This window comes from Micromonospora sp. NPDC023737 (assembly GCF_040639715.1).
Classification (GTDB): Bacteria; Actinomycetota; Actinomycetes; order Mycobacteriales; family Micromonosporaceae; genus Micromonospora.
The window spans coordinates 130765-146744 of sequence record NZ_JBFAAL010000014.1 but is presented as its reverse complement, the minus strand read 5'-3'; the positions used below and the strand labels follow the sequence as shown (position 1 = coordinate 146744).

Below are 15980 nucleotides of genomic sequence, written 5' to 3'. Positions count from 1 at the left end.
CCCGCCTGCCGGGTTGAGGCGTGCGCCACAGCTGCCGGCGGGGTTCTGCCTCGGCCGACAGGGTCCGTACGCGCGGACGCCGTGGTGCGGGTGGGCCGGCACGGCCATCGTGCCGCACGCACGGTGACTGAGCGGGGAAGGATGCGGAGGGTGACGGGTAGCCGGAGGGGCGGGCACCCTACTTCGGTCCTTTGCTCTGCACCCCTCGGCGCGCCACCCTCTTGACCTGCGATTTCGCCGGAATTCCTCGAGCCGCGCCGCGAGACGGCGGATGCGGAGAGTAGCTGGCGCTTATGAGGGTGCAGAGCAAAGGAGGCGAAGTGGGTTTCCGGGTCGAACCGACGACTCACTCAACGTCACGTCGAGGGGCTGCCCAGGGCCCGCGGCGTCGGCCGCGGCGCCCGTGGGAGCCCCTCGATCAGAACTCAGACGCCGTGCGGGATGGCGTCCCAGCCCTCGACCTCCTGCGGCTTGCGCGGGCTGTGGCCGATGTACCGGGCGGACGGCCGGACCAACCGCTGGAGCTTCTTCTGCTCCAGGATGTGAGCGCTCCAGCCACCCATCCGGGCGCAGGTGAACATCGAGGTGAACATGTGCGCCGGCACCTCGGCGAAGTCGAGCACGACGGCGGACCAGAACTCGACGTTGGTGGCGAGCACCCGGTCCGGCTTGCGGTTGTGCAGTTCCTCCAGGGCGGCCTTCTCCAGCGCCTCGGCCACCTCGAAGCGGGGCGCGCCGAGCTCCTTGGCCGTCCGGCGGAGCACCCGCGCGCGCGGGTCCTCGGCCCGGTAGACCCGGTGCCCGAAGCCCATGAGTCGCTCGCCGCGGTCCAGCACACCCTTGACATAGCCCTCGGCGTCGCCGCCGCGTTCGACCGCCTCGAGCATGTTGAGCACCCGGGACGGCGCGCCGCCGTGCAGCGGGCCGGAGAGGGCACCGATGCCGGAGGAGATGCAGGCGGCGGCGTCGGCGCCGGTCGAGGCGACGATCCGGGCGGTGAAGGTCGAGGCGTTCAGCCCGTGCTCGGCGGCCGAGATGAAGTAGGCGTCAACGGCCTTGACGTGCCGCGGGTCCGGCTCGCCGCGCCAGCGCTTCATGAAGCGCTCGACGATCGTGGACGCCTTGTCGATCTCCTTCTGCGGCACGGCCGGCAGGCCGAGGCCGCGGGCGGACTGTGCGACGAAGGAGAGCGCGGTCACCGAGACCCGGGCAAGGTCCTCGCGGGCCTGCTCGTCGGTGATGTCGAGCAGCTGGTCGAGGCCCCAGTACGGAGCGAGCATCGCGACCGCGGACTGCACGTCGACGCGGATGTCACCGGAGTGCACCGGCACCGGGAACGGCTCGGCGGGCGGCAGGCCCGGCCCGAACCGGCCGTCCACCAGCAGGGCCCACACGTTGCCGAAGGAGACCTGACCGATCAGATCCTCGATGTCCACCCCGCGGTAGCGCAGCGCGCCACCCTCGCGGTCGGGCTCGGCGATCTCGGTCTCAAAGGCGACGACGCCCTCCAGACCCGGTTTGAAGTCAGCCATGTCGGTCTCCTGGCTCTGGTCGCCGCCCGGTTCGGCCACACGCGGCCCGGTCGGTCGAGCACCTTGGGCGACCCTTGGGGATTCGTTCGGAACATCTTGCCTGCTGAGTAACCAAGTGCGCGACCCACTGCGACTGTGCTGCATACGACATCCCCGGACGCGCATCCGGTTCACGCCTGGGCAAGACTGGGACGGTACGGGCTGGCCAGCCTCGACGAGCGCGTACCGGCCCGGTGAAAGGGAGTAGGAACGTGACGGGCGACACACCAGTCCCGGCCGCGATGCGTAACGAGTACGCCGCGGACCGGGGCCTTTCCGAGGCTGACCTGGCCGGCGACTGGCATGCGCAGTTCGCCCGTTGGTTCGCCGACGCCGTGGCCTTCGGGCTGCCCGAGCCGAACGCCATGGTCGTCGGCACCGCGGACGCCGCCGGGCGGCCCAGCGGGCGCACCGTGCTGCTCAAGGGCTACAGCCCGGACGGCTTCGTCTTCTTCACCAACCACGCGTCGCGCAAGGGCACCGAGGCGGCCGCGAATCCGTACGCCAGCCTGGTCTTCCCCTGGTTCCCCATGCAGCGCCAGGTCGTGGTCGCCGGCACCGTGCAGGAGGTGCCGCGGGCGGAGACCGAGGCGTACTTCGCGACGCGGCCCCGTGCCTCGCAGTTGGGCGCCTGGGCCAGCCCCCAGTCGCAGGTCATCCCGGACCGGGCCATGCTCGAGGCACGCTTCCGGGAGGCGGCGGAGCGGTTCGCCGACGACGAGCCGATCCCGGCCCCGCCGCACTGGGGCGGGCTGCGGGTCCGCCCGGACTCGGTGGAGTTCTGGCAGGGTCACGCCGGTCGACTGCACGACCGCCTGCGGTTCCGGCGTACCGACGCCGGTGACTGGACCGTCGAGCGGCTGGCGCCGTGACGGAGAAACAACGTGCCGGGTTGCGCCGCTGGGCGATCGACCTGCGGCCGCTGAAGGTGCCGGACTACCGGCGGATCTGGCTCGGCAACGGCGTCGCGATGTTCGGCTTCCAGTTCACCGCGGTGGCCGTGCCGGTGGAGATGTACGACCTCACCAAGGCCTCCCTCTGGGTGGGCCTGCTCGGTATCGCCGGCTTCGTGCCCTTGCTGATCTTCGGCCTCTGGGGCGGTGCGGTCGCCGACGCACGCGACCGCCGAAAGGTGCTGCTCGGCGCCGGCACGCTGCTCTGGGCGTCGACCCTCGGACTGCTGGCCCAGTCGCTGCTGCACGTGGGCAGCCCGGTGCTGCTGCTGATTCTGGTGGCGGTGCAGTCGATCGCGTTCGCGATCACCTCACCGGCCCGCAGTGCGATCCTGCCGCGCCTGGTGCCGGACGAACTGGTGCCGGCGGCCAGCACGCTGAACTACACCACCTTCACGGCCGCCTCGGTGGTCGGTCCGCTGGCAGCCGGTCTGATCTTCTCGTCCTGGGGTGTCGACGTCGGCCTGCCGATCGCGTACGCGGTCGACGGACTGCTCTTCACGGTCTCGCTCTGGGCCACGCTGCGACTGCCCGCGCTGCCGCCCGAGCCGGACCCGGACGGCGACGGGACGCCCCGCAGGGCGGGGCTGGCCAGCGTCGTGGACGGGTTCCGCTACCTGGCGACCACGCCGGTGCTGCTGCTCTCGTTCGCCGTCGACCTGATCGCGATGATCCTGGCCATGCCCCGGGCGCTCTTCCCGGAGATCGCCCATGAGCGGTTCAGCGACGGTGCGGTCGGCTGGCTGTACAGCGCCATCGCCATCGGCTCGATGGTGGGCGGTCTCACCTCCGGCTGGATCAGCCGGCTGCGCCGCCAGGGGCTCGGGCTGGTGCTCGCGGTCGTCGGGTGGGGAGTGGCCATCGCGGCGGCCGGTTTCGCCCACCAGCTCTGGCTCATGGTGCTGCTGCTCGGTGTCGCCGGCGCGGCCGACCTGGTCAGCGCGGTGCTACGCCAGTCCATGCTGCTGATCTACGCGCCGGACCGGATGCGCGGCCGGCTCCAGGGGGTCAACACGGTGGTCGTCGCCGGCGGTCCGCGCCTCGGCGATCTGCGGGCGGGCGCGATGGCGGCCGGCCTCGGCGGTGGGCTCGCGTGGGTGGCCGGCGGTGTCGCCTCGGCGGTGCTGGTCGTCGTGCTCGCGGTCGCCTTCCCGGCGCTGCTGCGGTACCGGGCCGCGACGGCGACCGGCACCGAACCCGCACCGAACGTCGACGCCGGATCGACGGGCGTGGACGGGCCCCCGGCGGCGGGTCCGCCCGCCACCGACCGGGCGGCGACGGCGTCGGGCGGTGACCGAGAGTGACCGATTAGGGTCGCGGACATGCACATCCCTGACCAGCGTCCCCCCTCGGGCACCCAGTGGACCATCTCCGCCGCCGGCCACGAGGCCGTCATCGTCGAGGTGGGTGGCGGGTTGCGGACGTACACGCACGACGGCGTCGACTACGTCGACGGGTACGCGGAGGACGAACTCTGCCCCGGCTCCGCCGGGCAGGTGCTCGCCCCGTGGCCGAACCGGATCCGGGATGGGCGCTACACGATCGGTGAGCGGACGTACCAGCTGCCGCTGACCGAGCCGGCGCGGCACGTGGCGATCCACGGACTGGTCAACTGGATGCCGTGGCAGCTGTTCGAGCAGTCGGCGGACGCGGTGACCATCGGGTGCGACCTGCCGGCGCAGCCCGGTTACCCGTGGGCCTTGCAGCTGCGCAGCCGGTGGAGCGTAGGGGCGGACGGCCTGCGCGCCGAGCACGAGGTGCGCAACGTCAGCGGCGAGCCGGCCCCGTTCGGCTTCTCCGTGCACCCGTACCTGCAACTTCCCGGGGTGCCGGTCGACGAGCTCGCGATGCGGGTGCCCGGCCGGAGCCGGATCGTGCTGGACAACCGGTTGCTGCCCATCGCGGTGACCGACGTGGCGGGCACCGAGTACGACTGGACGAGCCCGCGCAAGATCGGCGATGCGGTCCTCGACCTGGCCTTCGGTGACGTGGTCCGGGAGGCCGACGGTGGTTCGTCGGTGAGCCTGGCCGCGCCGGACGGCTCGGGCGTGACCATCTGGGCCGACGGGGAGTTCGGTTGGTGGCAGGTCTTCACCGGGGACACGCTGACCGGTGAGCGGCACCGGCGTTCGGTCGCCGTCGAGCCGATGACCTGCCCGCCCGACGCGTTCCGGTCCGGCCACGACGTGATCACGCTCGCGCCGGGCGAGACCTGGCGTGGCGTCTGGGGTGTCCGCCCCGGCGCCTGACCGGGAGGGGAGTCGCATGGAGTTCGCCGAGGTGCTGCGGCGCCGGCGGATGGTGCGCAACTACGACCCGGACCGGCCGGTCCCGCCCGAGGTGGTGCAGCGGCTGCTCGACCACGCGGTCCGCGCGCCGTCGGCCGGTTTCGCGCAGGGTTGGGGCTTCCTGCTGCTCGAGGAGGCCGCCGACCGGGAGCGGTTCTGGACGGCGGCCACGCCGGGCGGCGGCGGCCGGGAGCGCTGGCTGGCGGGAATGCGGAAGGCGCCGCTGATCGTGGTGCCGCACGCGAACCGGTCGGTGTACCTGGAGCGGTACGCCGAGGCGGACAAGGGCTGGACGGATCGGTCCGCACAGCGGTGGCCGGTGCCCTACTGGTACGTGGACACCGGCTTCGCCGCCCTGCTGATGTTGCTCACGGCGGTGGACGAGGGGCTGGGGGCGTGCTTCTTCGGCATTCCCGCGCAACGGTTGGCGGCGTACCGGGAGGCGTTCGGCGTACCGGAGGAGTTCGAGCCGATCGGTGCGGTGACCGTCGGTTACCGGGCCGCCGACCATCGGTCACCGTCGCTGCGACGTGGGCGGCGACCGGTTGACGAAGTGGTCCGACGCGGGCGGTGGAGTTGACCGGCACGCCGGATTCGCCCGGTTGAAGATCGGGCGAGCGGTAGCGAAACTGACATCAGGGAGAAGTACGTGGTGTGCGACAGGCCGCTAGGCTGGCACGGGTCATCGGTGCCGCGCCGTGCGGTGCCACGCCGCGATCCGGCACGGCGTCGTCGGTCGGCCCGGCCACGGGGAGGGAGCGTGCCGTCGTGATCTTCAGAGCGGTTCGGGACGGGCGTCCCTATCCGGAACACAACCTGACGCTCAAGCAGTGGGCGGAGATCCCGCCGCGTCCGCTGCGCCTGGACCAGTTGATCACCACCAAGCGCGAACTGGCCCTGGACAAGCTCCTCGCCGAGGACTCCACCTTCTACGGCGACCTGTTCCCGCACGTGGTGCAGTGGAACGGCGGCCTCTACCTGGAGGACGGCCTGCACCGGGCGCTGCGTGCCGCGCTCCAGCAGCGCAACCAGATCCACGCGCGGGTGCTGGTGCTCTCCGAACCGGTGGAGTGACCGCTTCTCGCGCCCGCGGCTGAGCCACCGTTAGGGTGGCTGCCATGAGCCCCCGCCCCAGCGCACCGCTCGAACTGCTCGACCTGGACTCCGCGCTCAGCGAGGAGGAGCGGCAGATCCGCTCCGTCGTGCGCCAGCTGATCGACGACCGGGTACGCCCGCACGTCGCCGGCTGGTACGAGCAGGGCAAGTTGCCCGCCCGTGAGCTGGCCCGTGAGTTCGGCAAGCTCGGCCTGCTCGGCATGCACCTGAGCGGCTACGGCTGCGCGGGTGCTTCGGCGGTCGCGTACGGGCTGGCCTGCCTGGAGCTGGAGGCCGGCGACTCGGGGATCCGTTCGCTCGTGTCGGTGCAGGGTTCGCTGGCCATGTACGCGATCTGGCGTTACGGCAGCGAGGAGCAGAAGCAGCGCTGGCTGCCGGCGATGGCCGCGGGTGAGGCGATCGGCTGCTTCGGGCTGACCGAACCCGATCACGGCTCGGACCCGGCCTCGATGGCCACCCGCGCCCGCCGCGACGGCGACGACTGGGTGCTCACCGGCGGCAAGATGTGGATCACGAACGCGCCGATCGCCGAAGTCGGGGTGATCTGGGCGCGGACCGAGGACGGCGTCCGGGGCTTCGCCGTACCGATGGACACGCCGGGTGTGACCGTGCGGGAGATCCAGCACAAGATGTCGTTGCGGGCGTCGGTGACCGGTGAGATCGTGCTCGACGACGTCCGGCTTCCCGCGGCCGCCCAACTGCCGGAGGCGATCGGGCTCAAGGCGCCGCTGAGCTGCCTCACCGAGGCGCGGCACGGGATCGTCTGGGGCGCGCTCGGCGCGGCCCGGGACTGTCTGGAGACGGCGCTCGCGTACGCGGGCACCCGCACCCAGTTCGGCCGGCCGCTGGCCGGCTTCCAGCTCACCCAGGCGAAGCTCGCCGACATGACGGTGGAGCTGCAGAAGGGTTACCTGCTGGCCCTGCACCTGGGCCGGCTCGCCGACGCCGGCCGGCTGCGCCCCGAGCAGGTGAGCGTCGGCAAGCTGAACAACGTTCGCGAGGCACTGGAGATCGCCCGGCAGTGCCGGACGATCCTCGGCGCGAACGGCATCTCCGGCGAGTACCCGGTGATGCGGCACGCCAACAACCTGGAGAGCGTGCTCACCTACGAGGGCACCTCGGAGATCCACCAGCTCGTGATCGGACAGAAGCTGACCGGGCTGGGCGCCTTCGCCTGACCACTGCCAGGGCGCCGGCCCTGACCTGCGGATACGACGTCTCCGTCGGCTCGGCGCGCGGCTGTCGTATTGCGGACGTACCGTCATTGCAGACGGCAGTGTCTGACGAGGACGGTGAGGGCGATGGCCCGCGACGCTGACAGCAACGAGCCCACCAGGGAGTTCCCCGGTTACCCGACCGGCGAGGCGCTCAAGGGCCGCTCCGACGCGCCGCCCGAGGCGTCGGCGACACCGGTGCCCGCCGCCCGCCCCGCCCGGGGCCTGCTCTGGGTGCTCGGCGCGGCGGCCATCGCCGTGGTCGTGCTGCTCGGTGTGCAGACCTCCGGGCTGCTTCCCAACTTCCGTAACCCGTTCGCCGAGGAGCAGACGGACCGCAGCCAGCCGACGCTGCTGAAGTCGATTCAGGACCTCAGCCGCTACGTGGCCGCCGAGGGCAACTTCCAGGTGGTGGTCGATCTTCAGAAGGACCGCCAGTACGTTCCCGAGTTCCTGCTCAACGAACGCACCCTGTTCGTCGGAGCGGGCAGTGTCGAGGCGTACGTAGACTTCTCGAAGATCTCCGACGGCGCGATCGTCGAGTCGGCCGACGGCAAGTCGGTGGAGGTCAAGTTGCCCGCGCCGCAGCTCGGCGAGACCAACCTGGACCTGGAGAAGAGCTACGTCTTCGCGGAGCGGCGTGGCCTGCTCAACCGGTTGGGCGAGGTGTTCGGTGGTGACCCGAACCGGCAGCAGGAGGTCTACCGCCTGGCCGAGGACCGGATCACCGCAGCCGCCCGGGACAGCGGCCTCGGCGCCCGGGCGGAGGAGAACACCCGCAAGATGCTGGAGGGGCTGCTCGGCTCACTCGGCTACGAGCAGGTCACCATCACATACGTGGCTCCCTGACCCCACCCGCGCGCCCCCACCCCCGGTCATGTGACGCACGAATTCGGTGAATGTGCTGCGCTGACGCGCCGAATGGCGACACGTCCCGTGAATCGGCCCCCCTCGGGGGTGGGGGTGGGGTGGGGTCAGCGGGTAGCGGCGAGGTGGCGGTCCTCGTTGGGCATCAGGATCCAGAGCACCAGGTAGACGATCACCTGGGTGCCGGGCAGCAGCAGCGACAACAGGAACAGCAGCCGGACGGCACCGGCCGACATGCCGAACCGCTGGGCCAGGCCGGCGCAGACACCGGCGAGCATGCGCCCCTCGCGGGGCCGGACCAGTTTGCGACTCATCGTCGTACTCCCACTCTGCGGCGGTGAGTGCCGCGTCTGGAATCCACGGTAGGAACCACCAGCCGTCCCGCCCTCGGTCCGCAGGACGATCGGGGGACCGCGTACCCGTAGGTGGTTACCCGCGACGGGCTCGGCCGACGCACCGCGGCAGCATGCCCGATTCCGCGCCGTTCACGTCGCACCCCGTCGATACCCCTGGCGAAGCGGCTCGGGGTGGGTGACCGTTGGTGGTGTGCCCGTGACCCTGCGAAGCGGTGATCAGCGTCGACTGCCGGGTGGGGCCCGAACCTGCCGGGTAGGCTCGCGGGTTGGACACCCACACCCCTGTGGTGCCGCACCGGCCGCCCGAACCCGGGCGACCACGACGGGGCCGTACCCCGCACAACGGGTGCGACGGCGAGGAAAGTGCAGCCATGATCAGCGTTTTTGACCTCTTCAGCGTCGGCATCGGGCCCTCCAGCTCGCACACCGTCGGGCCGATGCGCGCCGCCCGTACGTTCGTCACAGGCCTCAAGGCCGACGGACTGCTCGCCGTCACCACCCGGGTGCACGTGGAACTGTTCGGCTCGCTCGGCGCCACCGGCCACGGCCACGGCAGCGACCGGGCAGTACTGCTCGGGCTCACCGGCGAGGCGCCGGAGACGGTCGACACCGACAGCGTGGCGTCCCGGGTGGCCCGGATCCGCGAGGAGCGGCGGATCAACCTCCTCGACGCGCACGAGATCGACTTCGATCCGGACCGTGATCTTGTCCTGCACCGCCGCCGCTCGCTGCCGTACCACCCGAACGGGATGACCTTCACGGCCTACGACGAGAGCGGTGCCGAGCTGCGGGCCCGCACCTACTACTCGGTCGGCGGCGGGTTCGTGGTCGACGAGGCGGCGGCCGGCGCCGACCGGATCGTCCCGGACAACACCCCGGTCCGGTACCCCTTCCTCACCGGCGCGGAGCTGCTGGAGGTCACCACCGCCACCGGGCTGTCGATCAGCGAGGTGATGCTCGCCAACGAACTCTCCTGGCGCAGCGAGGACGAGGTGCGCGCCGGCCTGCTGGAGATCTGGCGGGTGATGCGCGAGTGCGTCGAGCGGGGGTGCGAGCGCGACGGCGTGCTGCCCGGCGGGCTGAAGGTCCGCCGCCGGGCCGCCGAGCTGCGCCGTGGGCTGGAAGCGGACGCCGGCACCGACGATCCGCTGCACGCGATGGACTGGGTGACCCTGTTCGCGCTGGCGGTCAACGAGGAGAATGCGGCCGGTGGTCGGGTGGTCACCGCCCCGACCAACGGTGCGGCCGGGATCATCCCCGCCGTGCTGCACTACTACACGCGGTTCGTACCCGACGCGTCCGACGAGGGGGTGGTCCGGTTCCTGCTGGCCGCCGGCGCGATCGGCGTGCTGTTCAAGGAGAACGCGTCGATCTCCGGCGCGGAGGTCGGCTGCCAGGGCGAGGTCGGGTCGGCCTGCTCGATGGCGGCCGCCGGGCTCGCCGAGGCGCTGGGCGGCACCGCGGAGCAGGTGGAGAACGCCGCCGAGATCGGCATGGAGCACAACCTGGGGTTGACCTGCGACCCGGTGGGGGGGCTCGTGCAGATCCCCTGCATCGAGCGCAACGCCGTGGCTAGCATCAAGGCGATCACTGCCGCCCGTCTCGCGCTGCGCGGCGACGGGGTGCACGCCGTCTCGCTCGACAAGGTCATCAAGACCATGCGGGAGACCGGCGCCGACATGAAGGTCAAGTACAAGGAAACGGCACGCGGCGGTCTGGCCGTCAACGTGATCGAGTGCTGAACGTGCCGACAGGGCGATCGCTCACCGACTGCTAACCTGTCGTCCGTTTACTCAGGCGGGAGGCGGCGGTGACCTCTGGGGTCGCGGCGTTGTGGTCGCACCGCAACTCGCTGCGCATCCTGGTCAAGCGCGATCTCGCGGTGAAGTACCAGCAGTCGGCGCTCGGGTACGTCTGGTCGCTCATCGAGCCGCTCGGCATGGGGGCGATCTACTGGTTCGTCTTCGGGGTGCTCTACTCGCGGGACACCGGCCGGCACCTGGGTGAGGCGGCGGAGTCGTACCCGCTGTTCCTCATCACCGGGATCTTCGCCTGGATGTGGACCAGTTCGGCGTTGAGCGAGGCGACCAACGCGCTCACCGGCCAGGCCCGGCTGATCACCACGATGAACGTGCCGCGGCAGGTCTTCCCCATCGGACGGGTCACCGGCCGGTTCGCCGAGTACGTGGCCGGCCTGCCGGTCCTCGTCGCGGTCGCGGTGGCGTACGCCGTGCACGGTCGGGTCGACCTCGGTTGGTCGCTGTTCGCCCTGCCGCTCGCCGTGCTCGTCCAGGGCGTCCTGCTGTTCGGGTTGGCGCTGCTGCTCTCCGCGTTCAACGTGCTGATGCGCGACGTCGAGCGGTTCATGCGGCTGATCATCCGGGTGCTCTTCTACGCGACGCCGATCATCTATCCGTTGGGCCTGGTCCGGGATTCCGATCTGCCCGGATGGCTCAAGATCGTGTACGAGTTGAACCCGCTGGTCGGCATCTTCCAGCTGCACCACTCGATCTGGTACGGGAACGAGTTCCCGAACGCCCGCCTGCTCGCCACCACCGTCGGCGGCAGTCTGCTGGTGCTGGCCGCCGGGTGGTGGTCGTTCCGTCGCCTCGAACCCGCCGTGCTCAAGGAACTCTGAGATGGGCGACGCGATCATCGAGGCGGAGGGCCTCGGCATCCGGTTCGTCCGCAACCGGCGACGGCAGCTGCGGCTGCGTGACCTGTTCATCCACCAGGGCGGGCGGAACGCCCTGTCGGGCCAGTTCTGGCCGCTGCGCGACGTGTCGTTCACCGTACGGGCCGGCGACGCGGTCGGTGTCATCGGGCGCAACGGCACGGGTAAGAGCACCCTGTTGCGGTTGATCGCCGGGGTGCTGATTCCGGACGAGGGTGACATCCGGGTACGCGGTGACGTCGCGCCGCTGCTCGAACTCTCCGCCGGCTTCTCCAACGAACTGACCGGGCGGGAGAACCTCTACCTGGTGGGCGGCCTGCACGGGCTGTCGTCGGGCTACCTGAAGCGGCACTTCGACGACATGGTCTCGTTCGCCGGGGAGCAGGTGGAGCGGGCCATCGACACGTCGGTGCGGCACTACTCGTCCGGTATGAAGGTCCGGCTCGGCTTCGCGATCATCTCGCATCTGCCGCACCCGATCCTGCTCATGGACGAGGTGACCGCGGTCGGCGACGCCGAATTCCGGAAGAAGTGTTATGCGACGATTGATCGTCTGCTCGGGGAGGGGCGCACCTTGGTGCTGGTGTCACACAACGAAAAGGACCTGACTCGCTTCTGCCGTCGGGGGCTCTACCTCGACGGCGGGCGGCTGACCCTCGACGGCACGGTCGCCGAGGCGCTCGAGGCCTACCACGGCGCGGCACCCCGGTGACCCTCGCGATCGTGCTCGCCGGCGGCACCGCGGCGGGCCTGCCCACCCGTACCGGCGAGGCGCTGGCCGACCGGCTGGCCGCGCAGTGCCGCCGCGCCGGCGCGGACGAGGTCCGGTCCGCCGCCGACCTGGACGAACTGGCCGCGCTCGTCGAGGTCGCGACCGGCCCCGTGCTGGTGACCGGCGCGGACCTGGTCGCGCACACCGCTGTGCTCCGGCACCTGGCCACCAGCCCGGTCGGTCCGACCGTGGCGCTGGTGCTCACCGACCCGCCGGCCGCCGGTCGGACTGCGGTACGCGAGGAACGCGGCCAGGTGGTCGAGGCCGGTCCGGTGGCGGCGCTGCCCGGGGCCACGGGGGTCTTCGGTGGCGCGCTGAAGGTCGGAGCGCAGGACCTGCCCACGCTCGCCGCCGCCGCACGCGCGGCCGCCGCGGCACCCGGGGAGGGGACCGCGGTGGACCGCCTCTTCGCCGGCCTCGCCGCGCGGGGCACCCCGGCCTTCGCCCACCGGGTACGACTGCTCGTCGCCCACCGGGTGAACGACGCGGCCGAGTTGGCCGCCGCCGAGGCGGCGGTGGCCGCGGTCGACGAGGACCGGGCCGACCTGCGCCTGTCGGTGAAGGAGCGGGACGACTTCTTCACCACCTTCTTCGTGAGCACCTGGTCGACGCTGGTGGTGCGGGCCGCGGCCCGGCTGCGGCTCGGCCCCACCACCGTCACGATGTTCTCGGTGGCGTTCGCGGTGGCGGCCGCGGTGCTCTTCGGCGTCGGGGGCCGGCCGGCGCTGGTCTCCGGGGCGGTCCTGCTCTACCTCGGGTTCGTGCTCGACTGCGTGGACGGGCAGTTGGCCCGCTACACCCGCAACTTCAGTGCCTGGGGCGGCTGGCTGGACACGATGGCCGACCGGGCCAAGGAGTACGTGGTCTACGCCGGCCTGGGCTTCGGCGCCACGCAGCTGGGATTCCGCTACGGCTGGGCGCTGGCCATCGCGGCGATGACGTTGCAGACCGTCCGGCACATGACCGACACGTGGTACGGCGTCCTGCACGACGAGGCGGCGCGTCGGCCCCGCCAGGCTGCCACCGCCGGTGGCATCGGTGACCGGTTGAACGCCGCCTCGACCCGGGTGCAGGCCGACACGGGTTCGGTGTCGTACTGGCTGAAGCGCACGGTGGTCTTCCCGATCGGGGAGCGGTGGGCGCTGATCGCGCTGACCGTGGCGCTGTTCAATCCCCTGGTCAGTCTGATCGCGGTGCTGGTCTGGGGCACGCTGGCGTTCCTCTACACGGGCGCGCTGCGTACGCTCCGGGCGCGCTGGATGGGGGTGACGGTGCTGGACACCGTCGATGTCACCCTGCACCGCGACGACGGCCCGCTGGCGAGGTTGCTGCCGGGGCCGCGCGCGGTGGGGCCGCTCGCGTACGCGGTGTTCGCGGCGCTCGGCCAGGCGGTGCTGCTGGTCGCGGCGCTGGTGGCCGGGCGTCCCGACGCTGCGGCGGACGGCCTGCGCTGGCTGCTGCCGGTCGCGCTGGTGGTGCTGCTGGTCGGCGGCCTCGGGGCTCGTGGCGACCACGACGGCCCGCTGGACTGGCTGGTGCCGGCCGCGTTGCGCGCCGGCGAGTACCTCTTCGCCATCACCGCGGGGGTGCTCGGCGACGTGCCGCCCTGGCTGATCTTCGGCTACGTCCTCGTGCTCACCGTGCACCACTACGACCTCACCGCCCGGCTGGAGAAGCGGCAGCCGGCGCCGCCGTTGCACGCGGCCACGTTCGGCTGGGAGGGGCGCTCGGTGCTGCTGACCCTGGCGGCAATTGTCGGGTTCGGAAGTATCGGGATGGCTACACTCGGTACGTACCTTCTCGTGGTTTTCGCGGCGAGCGTCGTCCTGGCCTGGGTCGTCCTACCCGCCCGCGCCGCGCGGGCGTCGGCGATGCCGGTGCGGATGGAGGACGGCGTGCCGGGCTGACGGAGGGACGGCCGGATGACCCTGATCAGCTTCGTCGTACCGGCCTTCCGAGTGCAGGGCTACCTGCGTGAGTGCCTGGACTCGATCCTCGGTCAGCCCTTCACCGACCTGGAGATCATCGCTGTCGACGACTGTTCGCCGGACGACAGCGGCGAGATCATCGACGAGTACGCGGTGGGCGACCGGCGTGTCCGCGCCGTCCGGCTGGCCGAGAACGTCGGGCTCGGTCCGGCCCGCAACATCGGGCTGGACCGGGCCGTCGGCGAGTACGTCTGGTTCGTGGACGGGGACGACTGGCTGACGCCGGAATGCCTGCCGGTGGTCGCCGAGCGGCTGCGCGGCACCCGGCCGGACGTGCTGATCGTCGACCACGTCCGCACGCACTGGAACAACACCGCCACCCGCAGCGCGATGCGCGAGGTGTTCGCCGAGCCGCCCGGGGAGGGGACGTTCCGGCTACGCGACCGGCCGGAGACGATGCGCCTGCTGCACACCGCCTGGAACCGGGTGGTCCGCCGGCGGTTCCTGCTCGACCTCGGACTGCGCTTCGCGCCCGGCTGGTACGAGGACGTGTCGTTCAGCTATCCGGCGTTGATGGCGGCCGAGCGGATCGGCGTACTGGACCGGGTCTGCGTCAACTACCGGCAGCGTCGCGCCGGGGCGATCACCCGCACCCGGGGGGAACGGCACTTCGAGGTCTTTCCGCAGTGGCACCGGGTGTTCCGGCTGATGGACCGGTGGGGGCCGGCGGTCGACGGGCTGCGCCCGGCGGTCTTCGAGCGGATGATCTGGCACTACCTGACCGTCCTCGGCAACGGGCAGCGGATCGCCCCCGAACTGCGCCCGGCGTTCTTCGCGCAGATCACCGCCGACTACGCCCGTTGGCTGCCGCCCGAGGGCTACCCGGCTCCGTCCGGGGTGGAGGGGCTGAAGCACCGGCTGGTCGCCACCGGCCGCTGGCGTACGTTCAGCGCTCTGCGCGCCGCCAACCGGGCCCGTGACGTGGCCCGCCGCTCCGCCCGTACCGCTCGGCGGCGGGTGGTGCCGGTGGCCCGCCGTAAGGTCAGGCGCGCCCGCGATGTGCTGCTGCGCGAGTACTACCGGGCGGAGCTGCGCCGTCCGATCGATCCGACGCTCGCGGTCTACGCCGCGTACTGGTACCGGGGGTTCGCCTGCAACCCCGCGGCGATCTACGAGGCGGCCCGTCGCCTCGCGCCGGGCGTACGCGGGGTCTGGATCGTCCGGCGGGACCGGGTCGCCACGCTCCCGCACGGGGTCGAATACGTCGTGGCCGGCACCCCGGCCTACTACCGGACGCTGGCCCGGGCCCGCTGGCTGGTCAACAACGTCAACTTCCCGGACTTCGTCCGCAAACGGCCCGGCTCGGTGCACCTGCAGACCCACCACGGCACGCCGGTGAAGGTGATGGGGCTGGACCAGCAGCGGTACCCGATCGGCGCCGGCCGGATGGACTTCGCCGGCCTGCTGCGCCGGGTGGACCGCTGGGACTACAGCGTCACCTCCAACAGCTTCTCCACCCAGATGTGGGACCGCGCGTACCCGGCGCGGTACACCACCCTGGAGGTCGGCTACCCGCGCAACGACCGGCTGGTCACCGCCACGCCGGAGGACGTGCGGCGGCTGCGCGCCGAACTCGGCATCGGGCTCGCCGAGCAGGTCGTGCTCTACGCGCCGACGCACCGGGAGCACCTGCCCAACTACCGGCCACCGTTCGACCCGGACCACTTCGTCGAGGCACTCGGCCCATCCGGCCGGCTCTTGATGCGCAGCCACTACTTCCACGATCGGTACCGGCGACCGCGTCGTGCGGTGGAACGGGAGCAGGTCACCGACGTGAGCGCGTATCAGCGGGTGGAGGACCTCTACCTGGTCGCCGACGTGCTGATCACCGACTATTCGTCGGCGATGTTCGACTACGCCGTGCTGAACCGGCCCATCGTCATCTACGCGCCCGACTGGGAGGCGTACCGGCTGGCCCGGGGGGTCTACTTCGACATCACCGCCGAGGCGCCGGGCGCGGTGGCGACGACCTTCGACGAACTGCTCGACCTGTTCCGTGCCGGCGCTGTCTCGTCGGACGCCGCGACCCGGGCGCGCCAGCAGTTCCGCGCCCGGTTCTGCACGCTGGACGACGGACACGCGGCCGAACGCGTGGTCCGGCACGTCTTCCTGGGGGAGCCGTCCGCGCCCCGGGGCCGCTGCTGACCCTCGTCCCGGCGGTCACCCGAAGCCGTTCGGACG

At 71.6% G+C, this 15980-nt stretch carries 13 protein-coding genes and 1 pseudogene; 12 read left to right on the top strand and 2 right to left on the bottom strand.

Annotation, left to right across the window (positions count from 1 at the left end; translation table 11 throughout):
• Window positions 1-425: 425 nt before the first annotated feature.
• On the bottom strand, window positions 426-1532 hold the full coding sequence (locus AB0F98_RS25220) for a citrate synthase 2 (protein WP_357739752.1): 1107 nt from the start codon (window positions 1530-1532) through the stop codon (window positions 426-428).
• A 281-nt stretch (window positions 1533-1813) separates the two neighbouring features.
• On the opposite strand from AB0F98_RS25220, the gene pdxH reads away from it, so the two are divergent.
• From pdxH to AB0F98_RS25185, 7 genes and pseudogenes are all read left to right on the top strand, one after another.
• Complete coding sequence (gene pdxH / locus AB0F98_RS25215) at window positions 1814-2443, top strand: pyridoxamine 5'-phosphate oxidase (protein WP_357739799.1); 630 nt, start codon at window positions 1814-1816, stop codon at window positions 2441-2443.
• Window positions 2440-3702: pseudogene (locus AB0F98_RS25210) on the top strand (MFS transporter); the annotation flags it as partial. The gene pdxH and the pseudogene AB0F98_RS25210, both read left to right, overlap by 4 nt.
• A 144-nt stretch (window positions 3703-3846) precedes the next feature.
• Window positions 3847-4773, top strand: coding sequence for an aldose 1-epimerase family protein (locus AB0F98_RS25205; protein ID WP_357739749.1), 927 nt, complete (start codon window positions 3847-3849; stop codon window positions 4771-4773).
• 16 nt (window positions 4774-4789) lie between these two features.
• Window positions 4790-5392, top strand: coding sequence for a nitroreductase family protein (locus tag AB0F98_RS25200; RefSeq protein WP_357739746.1), 603 nt, complete (start codon window positions 4790-4792; stop codon window positions 5390-5392).
• A 188-nt stretch (window positions 5393-5580) separates the two neighbouring features.
• Entirely contained in the window at window positions 5581-5886 is a 306-nt protein-coding gene (locus tag AB0F98_RS25195) for a type II toxin-antitoxin system VapB family antitoxin (protein WP_076470742.1), read from the top strand.
• 44 nt (window positions 5887-5930) lie between these two features.
• A complete protein-coding gene (locus AB0F98_RS25190) occupies window positions 5931-7106 on the top strand; it encodes an acyl-CoA dehydrogenase family protein (protein WP_357739743.1) in 1176 nt (391 codons plus the stop codon).
• A 123-nt stretch (window positions 7107-7229) separates the two neighbouring features.
• A complete protein-coding gene (locus AB0F98_RS25185; RefSeq protein ID WP_357739740.1) occupies window positions 7230-7991 on the top strand; it encodes a DUF4230 domain-containing protein in 762 nt (253 codons plus the stop codon).
• 125 nt (window positions 7992-8116) lie between these two features.
• On the opposite strand, the gene AB0F98_RS25180 is transcribed toward AB0F98_RS25185, so the two are convergent.
• Window positions 8117-8323, bottom strand: coding sequence for a PspC domain-containing protein (locus AB0F98_RS25180; RefSeq protein WP_357739737.1), 207 nt, complete (start codon window positions 8321-8323; stop codon window positions 8117-8119).
• Window positions 8324-8736: 413 nt separating this feature from the next.
• Here AB0F98_RS25180 and AB0F98_RS25175 point away from each other — a divergent pair, with 413 nt between their 5' ends.
• From AB0F98_RS25175 to AB0F98_RS25155, 5 genes are all read left to right on the top strand, one after another.
• Window positions 8737-10107 carry an L-serine ammonia-lyase gene (locus AB0F98_RS25175; RefSeq protein ID WP_357739733.1) on the top strand — a complete coding sequence of 457 codons (1371 nt, stop codon included), beginning with the start codon at window positions 8737-8739 and terminating at the stop codon, window positions 10105-10107.
• Between the two features lie 68 nt (window positions 10108-10175).
• Window positions 10176-11003, top strand: coding sequence for an ABC transporter permease (locus AB0F98_RS25170; RefSeq protein ID WP_357739730.1), 828 nt, complete (start codon window positions 10176-10178; stop codon window positions 11001-11003).
• A 1-nt stretch (window position 11004) separates the two neighbouring features.
• The gene (locus tag AB0F98_RS25165; RefSeq protein WP_357739727.1) at window positions 11005-11751 is read left to right on the top strand and encodes an ABC transporter ATP-binding protein; all 747 of its coding nucleotides are present in this window, start codon (window positions 11005-11007) and stop codon (window positions 11749-11751) included.
• A 38-nt stretch (window positions 11752-11789) separates the two neighbouring features.
• Window positions 11790-13718 (top strand): DUF5941 domain-containing protein, encoded by a 1929-nt coding sequence (locus AB0F98_RS25160; protein WP_357739797.1) that lies wholly within the window; start codon window positions 11790-11792, stop codon window positions 13716-13718.
• A gap of 15 nt (window positions 13719-13733) precedes the next feature.
• Window positions 13734-15944 carry a bifunctional glycosyltransferase family 2 protein/CDP-glycerol:glycerophosphate glycerophosphotransferase gene (locus AB0F98_RS25155; protein WP_357739724.1) on the top strand — a complete coding sequence of 737 codons (2211 nt, stop codon included), beginning with the start codon at window positions 13734-13736 and terminating at the stop codon, window positions 15942-15944.
• The last annotated feature ends 36 nt before the right edge of the window (window positions 15945-15980 follow it).